A 24,801-nucleotide genomic window follows, 5' to 3' on the forward strand; every position below is an offset into this window, starting at 1 on the left:
ATGATGAATTCATTTTATAATGGGATTTCTGGAGTAAAAAGCAATAGCTTTGGTATTGATATCACTGCTAATAACATAGCAAATGTCAATACCACGGGCTTTAAATACTCTGATGCTCAATTTAAAGATATTTTTTATACTACCATAACAACCCAATCAACCAACCCTGCTCAAGGTGGTTATGGTAGCGGTGCAGCATCTTCTCAAGTTGTTTTCGAACAGGGTTCTCCTGTTGCAAGTGATGGCGAATTTGATGTGGCTTTGCAAGGAAAAGGATTTTTTGGGGTTTTAGGGGCTGATGGCAATGCTTACTATACTAGAAATGGATCATTTAGAAGAGATGCCAATGGATATTTGGTAGATTCTTATGGAAATTTTGTTTTAGGAACAATGAATCCTGCTTTTACTGGTATTAACTATAGCGATAGAGTTGCTGGGCTTATGGGGGATTATCTTAACACAGGAACTCCGGTAAATAATGGTTTTACTGTAAATTCAAATAATTCTTTCAGTATAGGCACAACCGCTTCTCAAGGGGCTATTAAAGTACCTGTGAATATGTATTTACCTCCTCAAGTAACTCAAAATGTAAAATGGAGTGGAAGTTTAAATACTAACACAACAACAGAAGTAGTTAAAGTAGATCTTGATCCTAGTAAATTTAACATTACAAAAACTGAAGATGGAAAATATGTAGTTAGTGGTAGTGTTAGCAAAGAAGATGTGTTTAGTGCTAAAGCGGGTGATAGGATTATTTTAAATTTCACTGATGATAATGGCGTAAAAACAAGCTTTGAAGCGACTTTAGATGAAAATCTAAATTTTAAAAGTAACGAGCTTGATTTAAAAGGATTGGATGAAAATAGCATCAAGCTTGATACAGCTCAAATTTCAACAGAGCAACAAAAAGCCAATAAAGATATTTTAGAATCCCCTATTTATAATGCAGATGGAAGTAAAAGCACTTTAAGGGTTACACTTGAAAGAGTTTTACCGCAAGAAGGCGATAATATACAATATAAAGCTATTGCACAAATTTATGATTCTAATGGCAATGCCGTAGGCAATCCGACTGAAGGAAATATGGTTTTTGATAAAAATGGTGCTTTGCTTCAAAACAATATTACAAGCATTGCAAATCCAAATGGTGGAACAATTAATATTGATTTAGGTTCTCCTTATGATGCTAACAAGCCTGGTTCGGGTTATAGTGGGATTTATATTAAACAAGGCGTCGAAAAAAATGTAGTTACACAACAAGATGGTGTAGCTGAAGGGTTTTTTGAACAATATAATATATCCGATGATGGAAGTATTGTTGCGCAATTTAGCAATGGTAAAAATGCCATAGTTGGAAAGCTTGCTTTATATAATTTTATCAATGAGCAAGGATTAGTTGCTATGGGAGATAATATTTTTGCAGCAACGGCAAATAGCGGTGATGCAAGTTTTATTATGAAAGATGGTCAAGTTGTTAATACAGCTAAATTTAAAGGCGGATTCTTAGAACAATCAAATGTTGATTTAAGCGCAGAGCTTTCAAACCTTATCGTAACTCAAAAAGCCTTTGATGCAAGCTCAAAAAGTATCACTACAAGTGATCAGATGATACAAAAAGCCATTAATATGAAAAGATAATTCTTAGGAATTATCTTTTTCTAATTTTTCAAAAATAATTTTAATTTCTTCTATGTCGCTTTCGCTATAATTATGGCTTGATTTAATATAACTTACTTGCTGTCCTTTTTCAAGATATAAAACCTTTTCATAGTCTTTTAAATTTATATGATGTTTTAGTTCAAGGTTGGTGTTTGTGTTAGGATAAAATTTTAAAAAATTATCCTCTCCGATATTTTCGGCTTTTATGTATATTTTTACATTGTAAACCATTTCATTTAAGAAATTTAATTTCGCATCAATTTGATATTTTAATTTTACAAGTTTTTTATACGAAATGCTAAGATGATTGTATTTTTTTATGATATCGTGATAAAGATTTGAAAATTTCATTTCTATGGCGCTAGGATTTTTAGTCTTTTGAAGTTTGATGATTTTGATTTGATTTTTGATTAGATAATCATAGTAATTTTGCATTTTGCTTATGGTGTCATCAAGCTTACTTTTTATTTTAAGGCTTAGATTTTTAAGATTTTCGCATTCTGTATCTGAGTTGTTTTCAATAGAAACTAGTGGTGAAACTACGATATTGTTTTTAAATTTTATATTGTTTGTTATGATTAGATTTTTTCTTGGATATAAAGTATTATCCGTTAGTAAATTGCAAATATAAATATTTTCTGCTTCTATTTTTCCACCCATGCAGTTTTCAACAAATACATTTTTAGCTATAATTGTCCCATTTTCTAAATTTTTTATATATACAGTGTCAGCTTGCAAAGTTCCTTTGTGTGTTGTAATAAAAATATCTTGTGCAAAAATTTCGCTTTTTGCATGAGTTAAGCCTTTGATACTGATATTTTTTCCATAAAGTTTTGTTGCTCCAACATTCCCATTTACTTTTATATTTGAAGCTTGAACATTTACAATACCTGATTTAATAGCATCATCACTTATATCAAAATTAGTGATTTCTAAGTTTATATTTTCATCGGTATTTGTTTTGATTGAACCGGTTGTTTTAAGCCCTATTTGTGATAATTTTAAATTATTTGCGATACAATATCCTGTATGATCTTTGTTTAAAAATCCATAATTGGCACTAAAATATTTAATTCTATCTTCTAATTCTTCTGTGTAAATGCTTTCATCTTTTATGATAAAAGGATTATCAAGAAAGGCTATTGGATTTAAATGAAGTATCTCTCCTCTTAAATTTCGTCCTTCTTTTCCAAGAATTCTATAAATGTATTCAAAAAGTAGCTCATTTTTTTCAATAGGTTTACAGTAGTTTCCTTCATCATAGTTAATATTTTCGTCAAAACATTCTTCGTTAACATCTCTATGATAAATAATTTCATCACTTTTATGTTCAATCTTATCTACACCTTTGGCAATTTCAAGCTCTATTTCTTTAATAGATGGACTTTTTTGTATTGATAAGATAAAATCATCAATCTTGTCAAATAAATTTTTATCAAGTCTTAAGATTAAAAATTTTTGTTTGATCATTATTTTGTAGATATTTTGCAAAATATCAAATTTTAAATTAGGATAATATTTAAAATTTTCTGTAAGGTTGATACTGGCTTTTAGATGGGTTAGGTTGGAGTTGGATCTAAGTTTGACTGTAAAAGGAAAACTTTGGGTTTTTGGGTAAATTTCTATAAGAAATTTTTGCACTATGGTATTGTAGTTTTTTACAAAAAAATCATCTGCATAAAATAAGTCAAAATCCTTTCTTTCATAAGTTTTTGTTTTTGCTGGTTTTACACTAGAACACAGAAGTTTAAAATCTATAACTCTAAAATCAAGAATTTGTTCTGTGTTTGCTTGTTCATGATTTAAACTTTCAAAAGGATTGAAAGTTTCTAAGGTTTTTACTTGAAAATTCATCTATCCCCCCCCATATCATTTTTTTGAGTCGTGAAATGGTGATTTTGTAGTGCATCTTCAAAAATAGCATTGAATTTTTCGAAATTTTGATTCAAATCAAAATAATCCAAATGAACTAAAATTTGCCCACATTTTTCGCACTTTAAGGTATTTTCTTTGCTAACAAGCTCTTGATGTATAGTCTGTGGAACTGCATGGATACGCAAAGAACAATTGCAAATATAATCATGAGTTTTTTCAGCTCTTAGGTCTTGTTTGATTGATTTTAGTTTTATGTATTGTTCTAAGGTATAATGGATTTCTTGAAGGTGTAGGGTTTTTTTTGTAAAATTAGCTATCCATAAATCTTCATTAGCAAAATGATCTAAAATCCAATCTTTGGTTAATATGGAAAGTTCTTGAGACATTTTTACAATATCATTTGAGTGTTCTAAAAGCTCTTTAGTTTTTTCTACTAATATTTGATGAGATTTTTTATGTTCTTCAATTAAAGGAAAATCAATGCTTTCCATAAATTTTTCTTCATCTTTAAAATGAATTTTGATGTATTGAAATAGCTTTACAAGAATTTGTTTTAAATCATTTTTGTGTTGTGTATTATTATCTTGAATGTTTAGAGCTAAATCATTTGCAAGATTGGTAATTTCAAAAATTAGTTCGTGTTGTTTGTCTAATTGCATATTTTTAATGCTAAAATCTCTACTCCATTTAACTTTCATATTTTTTCCTTGCGATATAAATTATTTTTATATCGTATTTTTAGAGAATAAAATAATAGTTTTTATAAATAAATTTTAAAAAATGTATAAAATTTTAACCAATTTATTATTTATATATTATTTTTTTAGTTTTATAATTCTCAAGGCTTTTTAAGTATATTGTGATATAATTTTAGAGCCTTTTCCTAGACCTGTGCAATGCTATTTTTAAGCACCGCTTCAGGGTGGGAACACAGCAGAGCACTTGATTTTAGTGTGTGCCGCAGTTATCTGGGGAAGGGTTTTATTCATTTTAAAATTCCCTATTTATTTTTCAATCAGGCTAGCTTTTTTATAAATTAAAAATTTATTTAAAAATTATAATTTTAAGATTTATTAAAATATTAGTTAACTAGAATTTCATTACCAATATCAAAAGATAAACAATGGATAGAAAGAAAATTCCCTTGTTGGTGCTGCGTATTTTATTGCAGCTGTGTTTTGGCCTATACCTACTCCTTGTAGGTTTGGAAGATAATTCTTGGCATTTTCTTGGGCTTTTTATTGCTGTGATTATGGCAGTGATTTTACAAGTAATGCCTTTGGGGCCTGTTTGTATGATAGCTATTGCCATAGTAGCTCTTAGTGGCATTACCACTACCCAATTGAAAATCTAAGTAAAATTTACACCAAAGCTACTTCGAAAACTTCTACGCAACAACTTATTGATGAGACTAAAATTTCCTTTAAATACTTCAGTACTTGATTTTTTATATCAAAAGAGTATAAGATGAAAAGGTAAATACTGCTATATCAAATTTAAAATCTAAAACGGGTATAAAAGACGCTTTAAGTGGTTTTTCAAATTCTTTTATTTAGCTTATAGTTATTCTATTATTGTGGCTCGTGGAGTTATTAAAACAGGACTTGGAGAGCATTTGGCTTATCATTTTATCAGTATTCTTGGTAAAAAAACCTTAGGTATTGCTTATTCTATAGCTTTTTGTGAAACTATTTTAGCTCCAGTTACTCCTTCAAATACTGCAAGAGCAGGGGCTATCATAAATCCTATAGTTCAAGTTATTGCAAGAAGTTTTAAATCCACTCCTGAAGATGGAACACAAAATAAAATAGGCACTTATCTTTCTTTGGTAAATTATCAAGAGCCAATCCTATTTCATCAGCTATGTTTATTACAGCTACAGCTCCAAATCCTTTGGTGCTTTATTTTCTCTCTCCGCTAGAAATTAAATCCACGCCTAATGCTTCTACTTTTGCTAAAGATAAATTAAAAGAACTTGTAAAAATGAAAAATAGTGAAAAAATCATTCTCAGTGTTTTTGTCTCGCTTTTACTTTTATGGGCTGGAGCTTTGGGCTTGTTTTTTTGGAATTTCTCTTGATGCGACTAGTGTGGCTTTGCTTGGGTTGTCTTTGGTGTTGATTAGTGGAGTTTTAACTTTTGGGGAAGTTTTGGCTGAAAAAGCTGCTTGGAATACTTTAGTATGGTTTTCAGCTCTTGTAATGATGGCAACTTTACTTGGCAAACTTGGCGTTACACAGTTTTTAGCTGAAGCTTAAGGTGAATTTGCTTCTGCTATGGGACTTGGGGAAATTTCTATTATGATATTTTTAAGCCTTGCTTTTTTTATATACACACTATTTCTTTGCTTCCATTACAGCTCATATATCAGCAATGTTTTTTGTTTTTTATAGTGCAGCTTGCCTTAGGAGCACCACCACTTTTTTATGCTTTTATTATGATAGCTTCAGGTAATGTTATGATGGCATTAACTCACTATGCAATAGGAACAGCTCCTGTTATTTTTGGAACAGGCTGTGTAACTCTTAAAAAATGGTGGAGTACAGGTTTTGTGATTTCCATAGTTGATATAGTAGTGATGATAGCTGTTGGGCTTGTTTAGTGGAAAATTTTAGGATTTTATTAATAATTTCTAGGAATTAATTCCTAGAAATTATTCTATAAAACCACTTGCTATGACTTTATCATGATCATAAAAGACTGCCATTTGTCCGCTAGCAAGCCCATAAACAGGATCTTTTAGGATGATTTTTGCACTTTTATCTTCATAAATTTCTACCTTGCAAGGTGTGGATTTTGAACGATAGCGGATTTTTACTTCGCAATCAAGCTCTTTAGCGTCTATAAAAAGATTGATATTTTTTAGGTTAAATTCACTGATTTTAAGCTCTTCTTTTGTTCCTACGATGATTTGATTTTGCTTAGGATTGATTTTTAAAACAAAATGTGGCTCATGTGCTCCACGCACTTCAAAACCTCTTCTTTTGCCTATGGTATAGTGCATATAGCCCTCATGTTTGCCTACTACTTTTCCGCTACTATCTAATACTTCTCCAGGAATTTTTGTATCCATAAACTGATCTAAAACTTGCACATAAGTATCTTCAACAAAGCAAATTTCAGAACTTTCCTTTTGGGTGGCAAAAGATTTTAAAACCTCTATAGTGGAAGCAAATTTTTTCACATCTTCTTTTTTCATTTCGCCTAGCGGAAAAATAAGATATTTTAAAGCTTCTTTATCTGCACTGGCCAAAAAATAGCTTTGATCCTTGCTTTCATCTACTGCGGTTTTTATTAAGTTGTTTTCAAGTCTTGCATAATGCCCTGTGGCAAGTTTTTCACAACCTAAACTTTTAGCAAATTCTAAAAGTTTTCCAAGTTTGATAAAACGGTTACATAAAGCGCAAGGATTTGGTGTTTTACCCTCTTTATAAGTATCCACAAAAGGCATGTAAACTTTGTTTTTAAAATCTTCTTGTAAGTCTAAAATATGATAAGGAATTTGCAAAAAGTTTGCAACTTTTTCTACTTTTTTGATATTTTCTTCGTGATAATTTGGTTTGCCATGAAGTTTCATATAACAACCTATAACTTCATGACCTAAATTTTTAAGTTTATAAGCAGTGACTGTACTATCAACTCCACCGCTCATAGCGACTAGAATTTTCATTAAATTTCCTTTAAAGTATTAATTATAAAATCCAAGTCGTCAGTGATTTTATACTTTAACTCATCTCCTTTAGAAATCACTTCAAGTTTGAGTAAAGAATTTCTGACGAACTCATCAAAACCTCGCCAAAATTCACTCCCAAACAAAATAATAGGAACATCTTTTTTAAATTCTAACTGTTTTAATGTAAGAATTTCACACAATTCATCAAGTGTTCCAAAGCCGCCTGGGAAGATCACAAAAGCTAGACTCTTTTCAATAAGAGCCATTTTGCGTATGGCTAAGCTCTCAAAAGTAATATTATATTCTACAAAATCATTAAGTTTTTGCTCGTGAGGTAAAAATATATTAAACCCTACAGAACTCATTGAATTTGTATTATTTTTTTGTGAAAAAGCACCTTCGTTGGCTGCACGCATAATACCACCACCTCCACCACTTATCACACAAAAACCATTTTGAACACATTTTTGTGCCAAAATTTTAGCCTGCTGATAATAAAAATTATCTTCTTTAAGTCTTGCTGAACCAAAAAAAGTTACGGCATTTTTTAGGTTTGGTATGTTAGCAAATTTTTCTAAATCTTGGCTTATTTTTTCATTCATTTTTCAACCTTTAGTTAAAATAAATTCCATTCTAGCTAAAAATTTATAATAAGTTCTTTATTATATAAGTTTTAATAGGTTTATTTTATTAAGATTAGGAATTTAAAGACTTTTAAATCCTTAAGCTTTAATATCTATACTTTTTTGTGCAGTATTTTGAGAAATAATTTTGTTAAATTCTCCTGTGTTATCATCACTAAATTTCATACCAAAAAGAAGTTCTAACTCATCGCTTGTGCCAAATTTATTTTCCAGTAGCTTTTTTAAAAGCTCATTCATTTTATTATCATCTTTATAGGTTTCGCTTGAACTTTGCGCTTGTATAGGTTTAAATGACTTTTTTTTGTCTTCTTCTGAAGTTTCTTTGTTATTTGTATTTTTTGTAGGATTGTTTAAATTTTCTTTTTGTTCTAGTATTTTTTGTTTAAAATCATCAATGCTCATATCTGAATTTAATAAATCAAAAAGCTTAAAAATATCTCCTTTAAAATTCATACTATTTTCACTTATGAATTTGTTTAAATTATCAATTTCACTTTGACTCATAGTTTTATCAAATCCTTGCATTTTGCCTAAAATACTTGTTTGTCCTTCGATAAAATAGTTTTTTGCTTGAAATCCAGTAAAGAAAGTCATAAAAATACCACTTTTTGTTATAGTTTTATCATTATTACTATAAGGAGTAGGATCTATTAAAGAATATTTAAAAATATCACTTTTATCATCAAGTGAGAAAAAAGTCATTATTTTTATATTATGGGAAGTCGGAGAGTAATTTTGATAATTAGACATAAAATCTTTATACTCTTTATCATTTAAATTATATTTTTTATTTATCTCCAAAGTATTTTGATTAAATTCGAAACCTTGTGGTATTTTTACTAAGTCTTCTTTTGTAAAATTGATTTTATTGTTTAACTCATCATTTAAAAGTTGTGAAAATACTTTATAAGCATTTCCTATACTTTTTGCTATATCAATATTAATATAACTTGATAATAGACTTTTTGTTTGAATATTAACAAAATTTTCTATATCTTTAGCATAAATCTTATAATCTTTTGGTAAGCCTGCAGCTTCGTTAAAATCGCTTGTAAAAAAGCCATCTTTATCTACGCCATATCCTAGCATTTTACTTACTGCCCTAGATTTATCGCTTACAAGGCTTGAGTTATCATTTGCAACATTAGATGATTTTATATTTGAAGTATTATTACTAAAAGTATTTGTGTAATTGTAGCTTGAATAAGAATTTATACCATTAATCATTTTTACCTTCCTGTAAGTAAAGTTTTATTTATAAGATAAATCGGCAAAAATGATTTTTTCATAAGTTTTTTATCTTCTAGCTCTAGCAGTCCAGCCACCAAGATTACTTTCAAATTGAGTTTTATATTTCATAGTTAATTCTTTAATAACCTGATTATTATTTAAAATCTCACTCGAATTAACTCTATGCAACCCCGTTTGTCTATCAAGTAGTGCAACACCATAGTTAAAAAGAACATAAGGTTTTCCCGAGCTTGATATTGCGATATTTCTTTTTACTGTATAACCTAAAAATGTATTTGAAAAAGTGTTATCGCCAGTTACGGTATAAATGGCTACCAACTGTTTATATGTTGTTGTATTATCTGGAATAGCTAATGCTATATATTCAGAATTTCCAAGTTTGCTTGTAAGAACTTGATATCCACCCTTAACTTGTTTCATCTCATCTAAATTAAGAGCCTTAACTCCTTGAGAATTATCACTTAAAGCACCATTACTAACCTTAGCTAAAAAATCCCCAGCAAAAGCAGAACTTGTAAATAAAGAACCCAAAATTAAACAATTTACTAATTTTTTTAACATATAATTCTCCTTTTCTTAACTATTTTACTCTTTATTTGAATAATATCATAAATTATATATTAAAATCAAATTTTTTTATTTGGAACATTCATTGCTTTAAAAAAATTTTTTAAAATATTTAGAAAGGTAACAATGAAAAAGATTTATTTAACATTTATGGTTTTAGCCAGTTGTGTTTTTGCTAGTGATGAACTAAATATAGACAGTTTGTTTAAAAAGCAAATAGGTTTAAGAAGTATTACAAGCTTTTCTTTACTTAGCACAGGAAATGCAAACTCGTATTCTCTTTATCCTAATATAACAATAGGCGGAGATCCTACAATTTGGAATGATACAAAGCAAGTGTTTTTAACTCAAACTTTCATTTATACCATAACACCTAAGTTTGACATACTTATTTCAGGGGGCGGAAGTTATGCAAGACAAGAATATACAAACTTTTTTACAAATGAGTATTCTAGTAAAAACAGAATAGGTTTTGATAGTTTATGGCTAGGTTTTATTTATACAGGCGATAGCATTGCAGATTTAATTCCACAAATTACCTTTCAAGCTGCAGTCGTTCAAAGAGAAAAAGCAGTCAATCAAACCAAAAACTTTTATCTAAAATCACAAAGCTTACAAGCTAGTTTGAGGGGATATAGCGATCCTGTAGTTTATAGCATTTATACCGTTTTGGTTATAATCAATCAAGAAAATTTAAAACCCTTAAAATAGAGTATGGAAATAGTATTTATGTGGGTGGGGATTTATCTATTATTCTAAGTCCTAAAATTACTTTAGATTTAGGAGCAGAGCAAAGATTTCAAACCGAGCAAAAAATTAATGGTTATCAAAATTCTGAAGTGCGTTCTATTCCAACTTTAAGTTTAGGTTCTACTTATAGCATTAATTCAGATACCGCAGTTTCTGTTAATGCTAGTTTTGGAGGAAGCTCTGCTTCTCCTGATAGCATATTTGGGATAAGCTTATGGAAAAAATTCTAAAAATTTTATTATTTTTACCCATTCTTACTTTGAGTGCAAAAGCGGAATGGGTAGTTAAATCCTATCAAGAAATTAAAAACGAAAGAGTAATAAGGCAAACTTACGAGCAATCTTGTGGGGCTTCATCTTTGGCAACTTTACTCAATATACTTGATGATAAAAAGTTTGATGAACTTGAACTTTTAAAGATTATGAGCGGACAAGAACTTTATACGGATATGGTAAGCTTTGCAGATTTAAGCGATGCAGTTGAAAAACTGGGCTTTCAAAGCAATTCATATCAAATCAATAGAGAAAACTTGGATAAACTTGTAAATATTCCAATGCTTGTAAAAATTGAAGATGATCCGCGCTTTCCACATTTTGTTATAATTGTCAATCATAAAGGTAATTATTTACAAGTGCTTGATCCAAGTCATGGAGAATATATAAGTTCTAAAAGTCAATTTTTTAGTATTTGGGATAGATATAATAAAGGTGGTTATGCTTTAATTGTTGCTCCTAAAAAAGAGCTAAAACCTTTTAAGTTAAATACTCCAAAATCTTTACATTTTGATTTTAGCCCTTTTAGTTTGTTTTAGTTTTAATTCGTTTATATTTATTATTCTTAATTTGTAGGCTAAAACTTTTTATCTTAGTTGTTCTAATCTTTCTTTTTTAGAACCAATTTCTGTAATTTGAACGCCGAAGTTACCATCGACAATTACTACCTCGCCATAAGCAATTCTTTTATCCCCAATTAAAATTTCAAGCGGATCGTTTGCAAGTTGATTAAGCTCCACAACTGAGCCTATATCCATAGTTAAAACATCTTTTAAAAGCATTTTTTTATTGCCTATACGCACACGAACAGGCAAACGCACATCCATGATAAGATTGATATTTTTAAGCTCTTCGCTAAGCATTATCGCTTTTTCTTCAGTATTGTGATTAGAATCAGTGCTTGTATTTCCTGTTTCAGCAGGTTTCCCGCTTAGGATGTTATGGAGTGTTTGATCCATGGCTAAAGAAACTTGTTCTTCTAAATCGCCTATTTTTACATCATATAAAAATAATTTTTTAAAATCTTTAAAATCTACGCTTTCAGGCACAAATTCACAAGATTCTATGCTAAAATCCATTTTTGGAATGTCTTTTTGGGCTCCTAAGGTTGTAGAAAATGCTGAAATGATATTTTGGATGGCTTCTTTAGCTGCATCCATTTCATCAGGACCTAGTTTATCGTTTTTGGTGATCTCTTCTTCACCCATCATCCATTCACCAATAGCACTCATTAAAACAGCACCAGCTAAAATTCCTATTTTTCCACTATTTGCTATATTAAATATAGCATACACTAAAGGTGCTTTTAAAGTATCGCTTGTATTGACATCAAATTCTTTATATTCGCTAAATTCAGCACTTTTTCCTGTTAAACCTTCAATGGTGCTGATGCATTCATTTGTAAACATTTTTAAAAAATCATTGATCATATTTCTTCATCCTCCTCTTCAGGCTCATCATAAACACTGGCTTTAGCTTTACGCTCTTCTTCGTATTTTTCCAAAATTTCTTTGATTTCATCTTTATCTGTGCGTATAAGTTCTAAAATTTTAATAGATTTTCTAAAACGATGCAATCCAATTTGTGCTAAGAAAACATCTTTTTTATCGATACTTACTATAGCTTTATCGTCTGCTTCTCTATCAAGCCTTAAAATATCGCCTTGTTTAAGTTCTAAAAATTCATGAACATTAATTAAGGTTTTTCCTAAAATTGCCTCATATACCACTTCAGCGCGACCGATTAAAGTTTTAAGTTCTTTGTTGCGTGATTTTTTGGCTGAGGTTTCACCCATCATAATATCACGGTTTGCTAAACGGCTTAATATACTTTCTAAATGTACTACAGGATAGCAGATATTTACCATTCCGCTTGAATTTCCTATGATGATTTCCATTACCACCATGATAACAATCTCATTTTGAGATACGATTTGTACAACATTTGGACTTGATTCTTTAGCTTCTATACTAGGATAAATTTCAGTTACGGTAGCCCAGCTTTCTTTAAGTCTTTGCATAATGATACGCAAAATAGAATCAAGCAAATTAAGCTCAATATCCGTAAGCTCACGCGAAGCTTCATAGCTATCACCTTGTCCGCCCAAAAGTCTATCTATCATAGGAAAAGCTATGCTTGGATTGATTTCTAAAACACAGTTTCCATCTAAAGGTTTGATAGAAAAAACGTTAAAACTTGTTGGGCTTGGCAAAGACATTAAAAACTCTCCATAAGTCATCTGATCGACTGAATGAAGTTTAGTTTCAACAATACTTCTCATCATCGATGAAATTTGAGAGGCTAAATTTCTTGCTAATTTATCATGTATGCCTTTGATTGTCCTAAGTTGTTCTTTTGAAACTCTGTTGGGACGCTTAAAATCATATACAACGATATTTCTTTCATCTTTTTCATCTTTTGAATTTGAGGCTATGGGTGTGTCAGTGTTATCATCGACAACTTCAAGTAGAGCATCAATTTCTTCTTGGGAGAGTATCTCAGCCATTACACTAGCCTTTCTCTAAGTTTTTTAAGAAGTTTTTTGTGAATTTGTGAAATTCTGCTTTCACTGATTTGTAAAATTTCACTGATTTCTTTTAGGCTTAATTCTTCATAATAATAAAGCTGAATAATTAACTGATCGCGCTCTTTAAGATCATCTAGCACTTCGTGAATTTTTTCTAAAAGTTCTTCTTTTTCAATTTTTTCTAAAGTATTGTCTTCATTATAAAGTTCGATTTGCTCATCAATGGGCAGGGTATAGCTAATAGCATGAGCTGTTCTTACTTCTTTGATTTTTTCTACATCTAAATCAAGTTTTTTGGCTAGATACTCATCATCAGGTTCGCATTCATGTTCTAAAAAATATTCATCCATGATTGCATCAATATCTTTAATAATTTTACGATTATTTCGACTCATTACATCAAGACTTCTAAGATAATCAAGCATAGAGCCGTTAACTCTTTTTCTTGCAAAACCCCAGAAGTTATCATTTTGTTCTTTATCGTAACGGCGTGAAAGCTTTATCATTTCTTCAACGCCTATGCTAATAAGATCATTAACATCTATACTTGAAGGCAAGCGTTCTTTTAGTCTAAAAGCCATAGCACGCAGAGCTGGCATGTAAGAAAGCACAAGCTCATCTTGCTCTTTCTTTAGCATTTGTGCATAAGCTTTAGGCGGCTCTTTTAGCATTTCTTCGTCTTTCTTTGAATTCATTTTTCTTTAGCTCTTCTCTTTCTTCATTGAGCTTTTCTAAAATTATATCCATTTTCTTTTCACGAATAACTAAATCGTTGATAATATTATTGCTAGTTTTTTCATAATCGTGTTTATTAAAGATTCTGCCACTAATTTTCTTTACATCTATAAAATTCATAATAGCAATATGAACAAAAACATAAAACATAAAAGTAATAAAACAAGTAAAAATCAGTATATCAAAGGCTTCATCTATACTAATAATGCTAAATGCAAGTCCTATAAAAAATCCACAAACAGTGAAAAATGCTACGTAATTTTCTGGCCTCATAATCTCTTCTCTTTATTGCTAAAATCTTTCAATAATTTTTCTAAAAAAACTTGAAAAACTACGATTTGAAACATTATCAAGCACTTTCCGTTCCAATCTATATAAAAGCTTGGAAGCTAGGGCTTTAATCTCATCACTTGAGGCTGTGTTTTCATCGCTAAATAAAGTTCTTTTTTTAATACTACCACTTACATCTTTAGAAGCGCTTAAATGACCTAAGAATTCTAAATTTAAAGGATTTTTAATGTTTGCATCTGCAACTTTTTTAATATTTTCAAAAACTTTTAAAGCTTCATTTTCATTTTTTACAACATTAAAGAGCATTAGTAAATTTTCTTTTGTCTTAGAAGTTGTTTTTATGGTTGCATACGCATCAGTGATTGCTGCAGGATCAGGAACAGTTACTACTATAACTTCATCAGCCATTTCTAAAAAATTTAAAATATTTCCACCAATACCCGCGCCTGTGTCGATAATAAGAAAATCAAGTTCATCTAAAATACTTGCTTGATTTAAAAATCTCTCGTAAATATTTTTATCATTATATTTTAAAATCTCATCTCCACTTTCGCCTGGGATGAGCCATAAATTTGGCTTAACTTCTATTAAAATGTCTTCCAAGGAGCATTCTCCGCGTAAAACATGCAAGAGATTTTTTTGTATGCGTACATTTAAAATGACATCCAAATTTGCCAAGCCAATATCAGCATCAAAAAGCCCAACTTTATAGCCATTATTTGCTAAAACATTGGCTAGATTCGCACTAATCGTACTTTTTCCAACGCCACCTTTTCCACTTGTAATAGCTATAAAATGAGTGTTTTGGGATTTTTTGGTTCCATTTTGACTCATGAGATTGCGAAGTTTATTTGCTTGGTTATTCATTATTTTTTCCTTTGTTAAACCCTTCTAAAATACAATGAACTAGAAAATCACTATTGGCTACTTCTAAATCATCTGGCACTTCTTGTCCTATAGAGAAAAAGCTTAGAGGAATATTTGTTTCATAAACAAGAGAGAAGATATTTCCAAAAACCTTTGTTTCATCAAATTTAGTAATAATCAAAGTATCAATATTTAAGAATGAAAAATTTTTATAAATTTCCATTAAATCTTCATGTTTGGTGTTTGCAGAAACCACTAAATTTACATCAATTTCTGCATTTGAGTGCATTAAAAATTCTTTAGTTTTAGCAAGTTTGCTTTGATCGTATTGTGAATTTCCTATAGTATCAACTAAAATTACTTCGCAATTATTTAAGCTTTTTATCGCTTCATCTAAATCCTTTGGTTCTATGCTATCAATAATAGGAAGTTTCATCATTTTTGCATACTGAAAAAGTTGCTCAACCGCACCGATTCTATAAGTATCAAGCGTAATAATACCTGTTTTATAACGCTTATCTCCATAAGCATAGCGAAAAGCTAACTTAGCTAAGGTTGTTGTTTTTCCGACTCCTGTTGGGCCTACTAGCATCATGATTTTTTGTTTTTTTATATCGCTTTCAACACGACAAGGCAAGATATTTCTTAAAAGTGAGTGAAAATATCTTTGAACCGCATCTTTGTTGGTTTTCATAGCAGCTGGCATATTTTCTATAGTTGCTTTCATAATCGCTTCTAGATGATTTTCAAGCATTCCACTTTCTTTGGCTTGTTTATAAATACTTGCAAATTCAGGAGGTATCATAAGATTTTTTCTAGCTTCAGCTTTATCGTCCCACATCATATCTGCAAGAAGATCTATTTTATCATTAAGCTTGTTGATTTGTTTTTCAAATTGCTTTTCAAAATTTTCTATTTTTTTATTATAATTTGGATTAGGGGTGTAATTTTCTAAAGGTGTGTTTGTGACTTTAGAAATTTCATTGCTAACTTCACTTAGTTTTTCTTTGAAATCATCAAAGCCTAGAGTCTTATTTTGATGAGGGTTGATTTTGTTTTGCGGAAAATCTTGATAGGTTTTTTTAGTTAAGTCATTGTTTTTTACAGTGTTTAAATTTGTATTTAAGCGAGTGTTTGAGAAATCCAAGACTACATCTTCATCTTCTTGAGGGATTTGAGATCTAATTTTTTCTTCTGCAAGAGAGGTAGAAGATGGTTTTGGCGAGCTTTTTTTTGCAGGTAAAGATTTTCCTTGTTTTTTTAAGTGTTCTTCATAGTCGCTTTCTTCTATGGCTACCATAACCTCATAAAGCGCACTGCGATTTAAGGTTTTAGGACGAATTTGTTTATTTGTTATAATTAAAGCTTTATCTCCGTAATCTTCTTTTACTTTGGGTATAATTTGTTCTGTATCTTCAACAGTAAAAGTATGTATAAGTTGTCCCATTTATATTCCTTATATCATGCCTAAAGGCAAAATTACACTCACTCTTTCTTTAGCCCCTTTATGAGGCACCTCACACCACTTATCACGCTTGACTTTTTGTGAAAAGTATAAAAGATCTAAATCAAGCGTTCTAGGAGCGTTTTTGAAAGTTCTCTTGCGTTTAAATTTTACTTCATAGTAAAGTAAAACTTTCAAAAGTGCTCGTGCATGCAAATTAGTTTGTATCAACATAACAGCATTGGTAAAATCTTTTTGCTCTTTAAAACCAAAGGCTTCATTTATCAACATAGGAGATGTGGATAAAATTTTAAATCTTTTATCATCCATCATTACTCGAAAAAGCATATCAAATCTTTTTTTTTCGGGCTCTATATTGCTTCCTAAGCCTATAAGAGCTAAATATTTAAAAGATCGTATATTTTGACTAAAAAAAGGAAAAAAACGACTTTTTTCAAAGTGTTTTACTCCTTGAATTTTTAGCATTATTATTTATTCGTTTGTTGTGCTTGTTGCATTGCGCGCAAATTTTTTATTTGTTCGCAAATTTGAATTATACCCATTAAAGCCAAGTGATAGCCAAAAGGACCAAAACCAACAATAGTTCCAGAACATACAGGCGCTATAAGACTTTTTTGACGAAATTCTTCTCTGCGATAAACATTGCTAATATGTACTTCAATTGTAGGCAAAGCTACTGCTGCAATAGCATCGCGAATAGCTACTGAAGTATGAGTATAGCCTGCTGCATTGATAATAATTCCATCAACTGTTCCAAGGCATTCTTGAATTTTATCTACGATTTCACCTTCAAAATTACTTTGGAAAAAGTCAAGTTCTACATTATTTTGCGATGCTGCAAGTTTCATTTGCTCGTGAATTTCTTCCATTTTCATAGCACCATAAATTCCCACTTCTCTTACGCCAAGCATATTAACATTTGGGCCTTGGATAATCATTATTTTCATGGATTTAACCTTAAAAATTTATTTTTAACCTTTTATTATAACATTTTAAAAATAAATTTTTGCTACAATGTAATTTTTGAAAGGAAAATCGTGTTTATAGTTGCTGCAAGATATCTTTTTTTATGTGATGAAGATTTTACAATACTAGAAAATCAAGCCTTTGTTTTTGAAGATAAAATTTTAGAATTGGGTGAATTGGATAATTTAAAAAAAAAATATCCTAAGGCTAAAATCATCAAAACACCTAAAAATTCGGTTATTTTACCTGCTTTTATAAATCCTCACACACACTTAGAATTTAGTGCAAATTCAACAACTTTACATTTTGGAGAATTTTTAATTTGGCTTAAAAGTGTTATAAATTCTCGTTCCATATTAAATGCACAGGCCAAAGAAGAATTAATACTTCAAAGCATTAAAAAAATGCAAAAAAGTGGTATAGGCACTATAGGTGAAATTTCAAGTTTTGGGAGTGATTTAGATCCTTGCTTAAAGGCTAGTCACAAGGGTATGCGTATAGTATTTTTTAATGAAATTTTGGGTACAAATGAAAATCAAGTTGAAGATAAAAAACAAGAATTTTTAAAAAGATTTGAAAATTCTTTGAAATTTAAAAATGATTTTTTTATCCCGGCAATTTCGATTCATTCTCCTTATTCAACTCATCCTAGTTTGGCTCATTTTGCTCTTGATTTAGCTAAAAAGCAAAATTTACTAGCTAGTACGCATTTTTTAGAAAGTAAGGCTGAAAATATCTGGCTTAGAGAGTCTAAAGGGGGTTTTAAAAAATGGCTTGAAAATTTCACACTTCATCCTAAGCCTCTTTATACACCAAAGGATTTTGTTAAACTTTTTAAAGGAGTAAGGACTCTTTTTACGCATTGTGTTTATCTAAAAGAATATGAATGGTTAGATAAAAATTTACATTCTATTACACATTGTGCATTTTCAAATCGCCTTTTAAGTCAAAAAAGCTTAGATTTAAAAACGGCTTTAAAAAGTGGATTAAATATCCATTTAGGAACTGATGGACTTAGCTCAAATATTTCATTGTCTTTACTTGATGAAATGCGCGCGAATTTGCTTATACATAAGAATTTTGATTTATTAGAGTTAGCCTCTAAGCTTTTGCAAATGGTAACACTTTATCCTGCAAGGGCTTTAAATTTAAATTTAGGAGAGCTTAAAAAAGGTAAAATTGCTGATTTTAGCGTATTTGAGCTAGGAGAATGTAATAAAAAGCAAGCTCCTTTGCAGTTTATTTTAAATGCTAAGGAAGTGGATAAATTATTTATAAAAGGAAAAGAATGCAAATTTTAAAATTATTTTTTAAGGCTTTAGGATGTGGTATAAAATTTATCAATACTTATTTTAAAACCTTTGTTTTATTGTTGATTGTTATATGGATTTTAATGCCTGGTGCAAATTCAAGCTCCAATCTTGCAAATTTAGAACGCATTGATTTAAAGGGTGAAATTTTTGATAGCTCTGCGGTTTTAGAAAAAATTATCAATGCTAAAAATGATAGCAATATCAAAGGAGTGCTTTTTGTTATAGACTCTCCTGGTGGAGCTTTTGCTCCTAGTATGGAACTAGCTCTAGCTATAAAGGATTTAAAAATTAAAAAGCCTGTGCTTGTTTATGCAAGCGGAACTATGGCAAGCGGAAGTTATTTAGCAGGAGTTGGAGCCAATAAAATTTTAGCCAATCCAGCAAGTTTTATAGGCTCTATCGGTGTGATTATGCAAGGAGCTGATTTAAGCGGATTGGCTAATAAACTCGGTATTAAAGAACAAACTATTCAAGCAGGTGAATTTAAAAGTGCTGGAACTTTTGCAAGAGCTTGGAATGAGAATGAAAGAAATTTTTTACAAGGTTTAATAGATCAAAGTTATGATCTTTTTACAGGTTTTGTTGCTAAGGAAAGAGCATTAGATCTTAACAAAAAAGATCAATGGGCAAATGCAAGAGTGTTTTTAGCTGCCAAGGCTAAGGAGCTTGGTCTTATAGATGAGCTTAGTAATTATGAAAATGCTAAAAAGGAGCTTGAAAAACTTGCTAATGTTTCAAATCCTATTTGGAAAGAAGAAGATAAGATTGATAAATTTCTTAACCGCCTAGAAGGACAAGCATCAAGCTTGATAAGTAAAAGCTTAATCGAAATCGCTTATAAGACTAATAGCAGTTTTGTAAACGCTAGATAAAATATATAAATATTTTTATTTAATTTTTGTAATATTTTTATGCAATAATTATTTATATCTTAGATAAGGAGTAAAATAATGAAAAAAAATATTGTTTTTTTCGAAGTTAAAGGTGGGAGTGATAAAGGTGAAGATGGTTATAGAAAAGATACTATGCCTATGGTAAATGCTTTAAAAGCTAAGGGTTGGAATGCTGAGGTGATTTTTTTTGAAGTGGGTAAAAAAGATGAAATTTACAAATATGTAAAAGAAAATTTTGATGGTTATGTTTCTCGCATCAATCCTGGCAATCTTAAAGAAGAAAATGAGTATTTTGATATGTTAAGAAAACTTTGTGCCGATAAGCTTGTAGGTATGCCTCATCCTGATGCTATGATAGGTTATGGTGCTAAAGATGCACTTACAAAATTAGCAGATACTGATCTTGTTCCAAGCGATACTTATGCTTACTATGATATTAAGACTTTTAAAGAAAATTTTCCAAAAAGTTTGGCTAAAGGTGAAAGGGTTTTAAAGCAAAATCGTGGCTCTACAGGAGAGGGAATTTGGCGTGTGAGTGTAGAGGGTAATGTTAGTGGAGATAGTTTGCCTTTAAACACAAAAATCAAATGTACTGAAGCTAAGGATAATCATGTAGAACATAGAGAGCTTGGGGAATTTATGGATTTTTGTGAGCAATATATCATAGGTGATAATGGTATGCTTGTGGATATGACTTTTTTACCGCGCATTAAAGAAGGTGAAATCAGACTTTTAATGCTTTATAACACCCCTGTAAATGTAGTGCATAAAAAACCAGCTGAAGGTGCTGATGCTTTTTCTGCTACGCTTTTTAGTGGGGCAAAATATCGCTATGATAAGCCAGAAGATTGGAAAACTTTGGTGGATATGTTTTTAGGCGAGCTTCCTAAGGTAAGGGAAAAATTAGGCAATTACGACTTACCATTGATTTGGACGGCTGATTTTATTTTAGATACTGATGAAAAGGGCAATGATAAATATGTTTTAGGTGAGATTAATTGTTCTTGTGTAGGCTTTACTTCTCATTTAGAACTTGCTGATGAAGTAGCTTCAAATATTATTAATATTGTAAGTAAAACTAAGGCTTAGTCTTTAAGTTTAATGTCCATTTTATTATTGTAAAATGGACATTCTTTTTCTATTGTTTTTAAGTTTGAGCTATATTCTATCGAGAAAAAATTTTCACAAAATGAGCATTTTGTATCTTTGGTTAGTATAGGATAGGAATAGTCAAATTTATCCAAAATAAAATATTTTATTTTTTTATCCATTAAATTTCCTTCTTTGTCTAACTTATACTTTATTTATTATTTTAACGCATAAATAGTTAATTAGAAATTTTCTGAATATTTTTTATAAAACTGTATGGCTTCTTTGCATTTTTTACATTTAAATTTTACACCCTTAAGTTGAATTTTTTGATGAATTCCAAAAGGTACATCATGCATTTGTCCTACGCATTCACATGTATAAAGATAAACTGCATTTTCATCATCTTTTTCTTCTTTGACTTCTTCAAAGCTTACTTCTCCATCATCTTCAGAAGCTAAAGAAGATCTTCTGTATTGTTCAACTTTCATATCTTCATAGAGTATATGTTCTAAAAGCCATTTTTTAGAAACTGTGTAAAGCTTCTCTTTTAAATCATTAGTGGTTTTTATGTTTTGTATAAGATAAGACATATCACGAATGATATTTTATGCATGATTTTGTGTTCATTTAAATAAGGATAATGAATTTCTTGCATATAATCTTCTTCATTACTAAAATGTTCTTTCATATAGTTAAAAAGTTCTGTTAAAATTTCTTTGAGTTCTTCTCGTTTTACAAATTTATAAACAGCACTTTCAACCTTGCTTGCAAGTTCACAAAGTTTTTGGTGTTGAATGTCAATCATTGTGTCATGAATACTGTATTTTTCATTCCAAGTTGGAATTAGTTTATCTAAAAGCACCTTCTTTAATTTTTGTATTTAAAATTAATTTAATATATTTGAGTGAAATATTACATAATATTTTATTAAAATATTATTAATTAGAAATTATTTATTTTATTTATATTTGTATAATATAAAAAATATATATAATTAATATTAAAAATTAAGACTTACTGATTCTAGTATAGAATCAGTAAATAATAATATGTGCAATTTGTGGCCCATGAACACCAAAAACAGTGATAAGTTCTATATCTGCTGTTCTTGAAGGCCCTGCTATAAATAAGATATTAGTAGGTAAAATTTCATTTTCTTTTTTTACTAAATTTAAAGCTTCGCTAAGACTTTTAACAACATTTTCTTTTTTAAGTAATACTATGCAAAGTTTAGGTGCAAGGCTTAGCATTCTAGGTTGGGTTTTACTTGAAGGTATAAGTGCAACTCCGTGAGAGCTTACCCCTGCTCTTGCGTGAATGATGGAAAAATCACTATGAAAAACTTCAGATCTTAAATTTTCGATTTCTTTATCAAAGCAAATCTTTTTTTCTGCTTTGATTTGTTCTAAATTTAAATTTAAATCCGCTCCATAAATCATACTTTTAAAGCCATATTTTGCGACAATTTCATTGATTTTTTCTTCTAAGGTATCTTTTGTAGCATTTTCAACGATGTATTTGTTATCGCTCATTTTTTGCTTCATTTCTGTAAGCATATCTTGGGTTGTCTGGATATGTTCTACAGGATCTATACTTTCAATGCGTGTGAAAGTTGTTTCTTTGTAAGCTTTTTTAAGATGTTCTAAAATATTTGCTTTGCTTTTGCTTGAAATTTCATCGATTTTACTCATAGCTTACTCCTTCTAGTTTTTGCACTTCTTTATAAAGATCCATTTTAATTTGAGGTAATTCTTTAAAAGCGTACCATTTTTTAATCACAGGCAAAATGCTTGCGAAATTTTGTACCGTCCAGTTGAAATAATGTGCTTTTGAAAGTGAAAAACGCCATTTATCGCCATTGGTTGCGATATTTTTAAATTGTTTAAAAGCAAAGGCTTCTAGGGCATTGTGATGAACATTATTTGCTCCTAAAGGTGGATTTTTACCTTGTCCTATTTTATCACATCTTAATTTGCGAATAAGATCAGCCAAAGGAATTTGGACTGGACAAACTTCAGAACAACGCCCACAAAGTGAACAGAAATTCAAAATATCTCCTGTATAATCTATACCAAAAATATTAGGACTGATTACTTCTCCTATAGGCCCTGGATAAGTGGTTTGATAAGCATGTCCGCCGATTTGATCATAAACAGGGCAAAAATTCATACAAGCCCCGCATCGAATACAACGCAAAGCCTCATAATAATCCTCATGAGCTAACATTTTAGAGCGATTGTGATCAAATAAAATCACATGTACTTCTTTAGGACCATCTAAATCTCCATTTTTTCTAGGGCCTGTAATGATATTGTTATAAGTTGGTATAAATTGTCCTGTGGCTGAAGGAGTAAGTAAAGAAACCATAGTAGCCGCATCTTCAAAGCTTTCCATGACTTTTTCTATACCACAAAGTGCGATATGAATATCAGGTGCTGTAGTGCACATTCTACCATTTCCTTCATTTTCTATAAGCCAAAAAGCTCCTTCTCTTGACATGGCAAAATTGACCCCACTAAGTCCAAGTTTTAAGCCTTCAAAATCTTTTCTTAAATGTTCTCTAGCCACCGCATTTAAACTTTCGGGTTCATCGTTTTCTAAATTTGCTCCTAATTTTTCTTTGAAAATTTCTCCGATTTCATGGCGGTTTCTATGTATGGCAGGTACAACTATGTGTAAAGGGGGTTCTTCATTAAGCTGTAAAATAAGCTCTCCAAGATCGGTTTCTATAGCTTTTAAACCTTTTTTTTCTAGGTAGTGATTTAGGCCTATTTCTTCACTTGCCATAGACTTGCCTTTTAAAAGCTTGGTGATATTTTTTTCTTTCATGATTTCATAGACGATTTCACAGGCATCTTCATCACTACTTGCCCAATGCACCTTAATGCCATTTTTTGTAGCATTTTTTTCAAATTCTAAAAGTCTTTCTTCTAAGCTCATTAAGGCATTATTTTTAGCTTGCTTAGCTTTAGCTCTTAAGCCCTGCCAGTCTTTAAATCTAGCATCAATAACATTGAGTCTATTTTTTTGCAAAGTATGCATGGCAGTCATTAAATTTTCTTGCATTTGTTTGTCATTGAGTTTAATTTGAACGATTTGTTCGTGAGGAATTTTTTGACTCATAGTCTCTCTCCTTCTAAGCGTTTAAGTAAAAAGTCATATAAATGTATGCCTTTTATATCCAAACCCATTCTTTTCATTGTGCCATCTATATTTAAAAGACAACCTCCATCACCACTGATGAGATATTTTGCACCGCTATTTTGTATATCTTTGATTTTGCTTCTTACCATAGCATTTGAAATTTCAGGCTCTTTTACTGAAAAGGTTCCTCCAAAACCACAGCATTCTTCTTCGTATTGAAGTTCTACTAATTCTACATTTTTTAGTTTTTTGATAAGATTTTTACTCGCTTGTATGCTTTTTTGCACTCTTAAAGCATGGCAATTAGAATGCCAAGTTACTTTTATAGGTGCACCTTTATCTTCATAATCTACTTTTAAAACTTCATCAAGGTATTGTGAAAGTTCTATCACTCTAGAGCTAAAAGTTTTTATTTTGGAAAATTCAGGTCTGTTTTTAAAAAGCTCTTTATAGTCATGACTCATCATACCCGCACAAGAACCACTGGGTACAACGATGGGATAATCTTTATCAAATAAATCTACATTATATAAAGCGATCTCACGACTTTCATCGAAATAACCTGAGTTAAAAGAAGGTTGGGCGCAACAGGTTTGATTTTTTTTGAAAATCACTTCAATACCCTCACGCCTTAAAAGTTTTATCGCATTTAAAACGCTTTGTTGCATAGCAGCACTTCCTAAGCATGTGGCGTAAAAATACACTTTTTTCATCATTTTTCTCCTTTTAGGATAATTTAGGATAAATATTCTAATCCTGTAAAAATAAAAGCAAAGTAAAATTTCTAACAAATATTCTAAAAACGAATATTTGTTGAA

Annotated in this window: 30 protein-coding genes, 1 other RNA gene and 1 pseudogene; 12 read left to right on the plus strand and 20 right to left on the minus strand. The window is 30.4% G+C overall.

The genetic code is table 11. The features are described 5' to 3' along the window. On the plus strand, nt 1-1,638 hold the full coding sequence (locus FBF10_RS06700; RefSeq protein ID WP_002805291.1) for a flagellar hook protein FlgE: 1,638 nt from the start codon (nt 1-3) through the stop codon (nt 1,636-1,638). A 3-nt stretch (nt 1,639-1,641) separates the two neighbouring features. Here FBF10_RS06700 and FBF10_RS06705 read toward each other — a convergent pair whose 3' ends face one another. After that, nucleotides 1,642-3,513 (minus strand): FapA family protein, encoded by a 1,872-nt coding sequence (locus FBF10_RS06705; protein WP_002851645.1) that lies wholly within the window; start codon nt 3,511-3,513, stop codon nt 1,642-1,644. Then, the gene (locus FBF10_RS06710) at nt 3,510-4,232 is read right to left on the minus strand and encodes a bacteriohemerythrin (RefSeq protein WP_002867885.1); all 723 of its coding nucleotides are present in this window, start codon (nt 4,230-4,232) and stop codon (nt 3,510-3,512) included. The genes FBF10_RS06705 and FBF10_RS06710 overlap by 4 nt, the downstream gene beginning before the upstream one ends. 182 nt (nt 4,233-4,414) lie before the next feature. Here FBF10_RS06710 and ffs point away from each other — a divergent pair. The 6 genes from ffs (at nt 4,415) to FBF10_RS08935 (ending at nt 6,135) form a co-directional block, all read left to right on the plus strand. Then, nucleotides 4,415-4,512, plus strand: an RNA gene (gene ffs, locus FBF10_RS06715) — signal recognition particle sRNA small type. 226 nt (nt 4,513-4,738) lie between these two features. Then, the gene (locus FBF10_RS08975) at nt 4,739-4,888 is read left to right on the plus strand and encodes a hypothetical protein (protein ID WP_002857729.1); all 150 of its coding nucleotides are present in this window, start codon (nt 4,739-4,741) and stop codon (nt 4,886-4,888) included. A gap of 222 nt (nt 4,889-5,110) precedes the next feature. Next, the gene (locus FBF10_RS06725) at nt 5,111-5,455 is read left to right on the plus strand and encodes an anion permease (protein WP_002851927.1); all 345 of its coding nucleotides are present in this window, start codon (nt 5,111-5,113) and stop codon (nt 5,453-5,455) included. Continuing rightward, nucleotides 5,398-5,613 (plus strand): anion permease, encoded by a 216-nt coding sequence (locus tag FBF10_RS08925; RefSeq protein WP_002867887.1) that lies wholly within the window; start codon nt 5,398-5,400, stop codon nt 5,611-5,613. The genes FBF10_RS06725 and FBF10_RS08925 overlap by 58 nt, the downstream gene beginning before the upstream one ends. After that, nucleotides 5,528-5,791, plus strand: a complete 264-nt coding sequence (locus FBF10_RS08980) for an anion permease (RefSeq protein WP_002867888.1) — start codon at nt 5,528-5,530, stop codon at nt 5,789-5,791. The genes FBF10_RS08925 and FBF10_RS08980 overlap by 86 nt, the downstream gene beginning before the upstream one ends. A gap of 122 nt (nt 5,792-5,913) precedes the next feature. Continuing rightward, on the plus strand, nt 5,914-6,135 hold the full coding sequence (locus FBF10_RS08935) for an anion permease (RefSeq protein ID WP_002887116.1): 222 nt from the start codon (nt 5,914-5,916) through the stop codon (nt 6,133-6,135). Nucleotides 6,136-6,186: 51 nt separating this feature from the next. Here FBF10_RS08935 and mnmA read toward each other — a convergent pair whose 3' ends face one another. The 4 genes from mnmA to FBF10_RS06760 all read right to left on the minus strand — a co-directional run bounded on the left by mnmA (nt 6,187) and on the right by FBF10_RS06760 (nt 9,662). Continuing rightward, on the minus strand, nt 6,187-7,203 hold the full coding sequence (gene mnmA / locus FBF10_RS06745) for a tRNA 2-thiouridine(34) synthase MnmA (RefSeq protein WP_002851977.1): 1,017 nt from the start codon (nt 7,201-7,203) through the stop codon (nt 6,187-6,189). Beyond that, nucleotides 7,203-7,808, minus strand: a complete 606-nt coding sequence (locus FBF10_RS06750) for a TIGR00730 family Rossman fold protein (protein WP_002851677.1) — start codon at nt 7,806-7,808, stop codon at nt 7,203-7,205. Before FBF10_RS06750 ends, mnmA begins: the two co-directional genes overlap by 1 nt. Nucleotides 7,809-7,928: 120 nt before the next feature. Continuing rightward, entirely contained in the window at nt 7,929-9,077 is a 1,149-nt protein-coding gene (locus FBF10_RS06755; RefSeq protein WP_052789900.1) for a hypothetical protein, read from the minus strand. A gap of 69 nt (nt 9,078-9,146) precedes the next feature. Then, complete coding sequence (locus FBF10_RS06760) at nt 9,147-9,662, minus strand: hypothetical protein (RefSeq protein WP_002870295.1); 516 nt, start codon at nt 9,660-9,662, stop codon at nt 9,147-9,149. A 132-nt stretch (nt 9,663-9,794) separates the two neighbouring features. On the opposite strand from FBF10_RS06760, the pseudogene FBF10_RS06765 reads away from it, so the two are divergent. Both FBF10_RS06765 and FBF10_RS06770 read left to right on the plus strand, forming a co-directional pair. Next, nucleotides 9,795-10,648 (plus strand): annotated as a pseudogene (locus tag FBF10_RS06765) (hypothetical protein). Beyond that, nucleotides 10,633-11,229, plus strand: coding sequence for a C39 family peptidase (locus FBF10_RS06770; protein ID WP_002859751.1), 597 nt, complete (start codon nt 10,633-10,635; stop codon nt 11,227-11,229). Before FBF10_RS06765 ends, FBF10_RS06770 begins: the two are co-directional and overlap by 16 nt. A 48-nt stretch (nt 11,230-11,277) precedes the next feature. Here FBF10_RS06770 and fliY read toward each other — a convergent pair whose 3' ends face one another. From fliY to aroQ, 8 genes are read right to left on the minus strand one after another with little or no spacing between them, the layout of a single operon-like run. Then, complete coding sequence (fliY, locus tag FBF10_RS06775; protein ID WP_032584445.1) at nt 11,278-12,120, minus strand: flagellar motor switch protein FliY; 843 nt, start codon at nt 12,118-12,120, stop codon at nt 11,278-11,280. Continuing rightward, nucleotides 12,117-13,196, minus strand: a complete 1,080-nt coding sequence (gene fliM / locus FBF10_RS06780) for a flagellar motor switch protein FliM (RefSeq protein WP_002851710.1) — start codon at nt 13,194-13,196, stop codon at nt 12,117-12,119. The genes fliY and fliM overlap by 4 nt, the downstream gene beginning before the upstream one ends. Next, nucleotides 13,196-13,888, minus strand: coding sequence for an RNA polymerase sigma factor FliA (locus FBF10_RS06785; protein WP_002851943.1), 693 nt, complete (start codon nt 13,886-13,888; stop codon nt 13,196-13,198). The genes fliM and FBF10_RS06785 overlap by 1 nt, the downstream gene beginning before the upstream one ends. Further along, a complete protein-coding gene (locus FBF10_RS06790; protein ID WP_002851727.1) occupies nt 13,869-14,225 on the minus strand; it encodes a membrane protein in 357 nt (118 codons plus the stop codon). Before FBF10_RS06790 ends, FBF10_RS06785 begins: the two co-directional genes overlap by 20 nt. 18 nt (nt 14,226-14,243) lie before the next feature. Beyond that, a complete protein-coding gene (gene flhG, locus FBF10_RS06795) occupies nt 14,244-15,110 on the minus strand; it encodes a flagella biosynthesis ATPase FlhG (RefSeq protein ID WP_002851985.1) in 867 nt (288 codons plus the stop codon). Next, on the minus strand, nt 15,103-16,557 hold the full coding sequence (gene flhF / locus FBF10_RS06800) for a flagellar biosynthesis protein FlhF (RefSeq protein WP_002868362.1): 1,455 nt from the start codon (nt 16,555-16,557) through the stop codon (nt 15,103-15,105). Before flhF ends, flhG begins: the two co-directional genes overlap by 8 nt. Before the next feature lie 9 nt (nt 16,558-16,566). Beyond that, nucleotides 16,567-17,040: a 2-amino-4-hydroxy-6-hydroxymethyldihydropteridine diphosphokinase gene (gene folK / locus FBF10_RS06805; protein ID WP_002851803.1), complete on the minus strand. Its 474-nt coding sequence runs from the start codon at nt 17,038-17,040 to the stop codon at nt 16,567-16,569. Between the two features lie 2 nt (nt 17,041-17,042). Continuing rightward, nucleotides 17,043-17,522, minus strand: coding sequence for a type II 3-dehydroquinate dehydratase (aroQ, locus tag FBF10_RS06810; RefSeq protein WP_002852001.1), 480 nt, complete (start codon nt 17,520-17,522; stop codon nt 17,043-17,045). Between the two features lie 90 nt (nt 17,523-17,612). Between aroQ and FBF10_RS06815 the strand changes: the two genes are divergently transcribed. From FBF10_RS06815 to FBF10_RS06825, 3 genes are all read left to right on the plus strand, one after another. Continuing rightward, entirely contained in the window at nt 17,613-18,842 is a 1,230-nt protein-coding gene (locus tag FBF10_RS06815; protein ID WP_020246815.1) for a metal-dependent hydrolase, read from the plus strand. Continuing rightward, a complete protein-coding gene (gene sppA / locus FBF10_RS06820) occupies nt 18,830-19,726 on the plus strand; it encodes a signal peptide peptidase SppA (protein ID WP_020246816.1) in 897 nt (298 codons plus the stop codon). The genes FBF10_RS06815 and sppA overlap by 13 nt, the downstream gene beginning before the upstream one ends. Before the next feature lie 78 nt (nt 19,727-19,804). Then, nucleotides 19,805-20,836 (plus strand): Cj0069 family protein, encoded by a 1,032-nt coding sequence (locus FBF10_RS06825; protein ID WP_020246817.1) that lies wholly within the window; start codon nt 19,805-19,807, stop codon nt 20,834-20,836. Here FBF10_RS06825 and FBF10_RS06830 read toward each other — a convergent pair. From FBF10_RS06830 to FBF10_RS06850, 6 genes are all read right to left on the minus strand, one after another. Then, on the minus strand, nt 20,833-21,018 hold the full coding sequence (locus tag FBF10_RS06830; protein ID WP_052789898.1) for a hypothetical protein: 186 nt from the start codon (nt 21,016-21,018) through the stop codon (nt 20,833-20,835). The genes FBF10_RS06825 and FBF10_RS06830 overlap by 4 nt on opposite strands. Nucleotides 21,019-21,078: 60 nt before the next feature. Continuing rightward, on the minus strand, nt 21,079-21,429 hold the full coding sequence (locus FBF10_RS08625) for a hypothetical protein (protein WP_002873748.1): 351 nt from the start codon (nt 21,427-21,429) through the stop codon (nt 21,079-21,081). Then, a complete protein-coding gene (locus tag FBF10_RS08630) occupies nt 21,405-21,701 on the minus strand; it encodes a hemerythrin domain-containing protein (RefSeq protein ID WP_002864365.1) in 297 nt (98 codons plus the stop codon). The genes FBF10_RS08625 and FBF10_RS08630 overlap by 25 nt, the downstream gene beginning before the upstream one ends. 172 nt (nt 21,702-21,873) lie before the next feature. After that, nucleotides 21,874-22,530 carry a lactate utilization protein C gene (locus FBF10_RS06840; protein WP_002857772.1) on the minus strand — a complete coding sequence of 219 codons (657 nt, stop codon included), beginning with the start codon at nt 22,528-22,530 and terminating at the stop codon, nt 21,874-21,876. Next, nucleotides 22,523-23,962: a LutB/LldF family L-lactate oxidation iron-sulfur protein gene (locus FBF10_RS06845; protein WP_002873749.1), complete on the minus strand. Its 1,440-nt coding sequence runs from the start codon at nt 23,960-23,962 to the stop codon at nt 22,523-22,525. The genes FBF10_RS06840 and FBF10_RS06845 overlap by 8 nt, the downstream gene beginning before the upstream one ends. After that, nucleotides 23,959-24,699: a (Fe-S)-binding protein gene (locus tag FBF10_RS06850; protein WP_002860572.1), complete on the minus strand. Its 741-nt coding sequence runs from the start codon at nt 24,697-24,699 to the stop codon at nt 23,959-23,961. The genes FBF10_RS06845 and FBF10_RS06850 overlap by 4 nt, the downstream gene beginning before the upstream one ends. Nucleotides 24,700-24,801: the final 102 nt, after the last annotated feature.

The organism is Campylobacter sp. CFSAN093249 (assembly GCF_011067895.1).
Lineage (GTDB): Bacteria > Campylobacterota > Campylobacteria > Campylobacterales > Campylobacteraceae > Campylobacter_D > Campylobacter_D jejuni.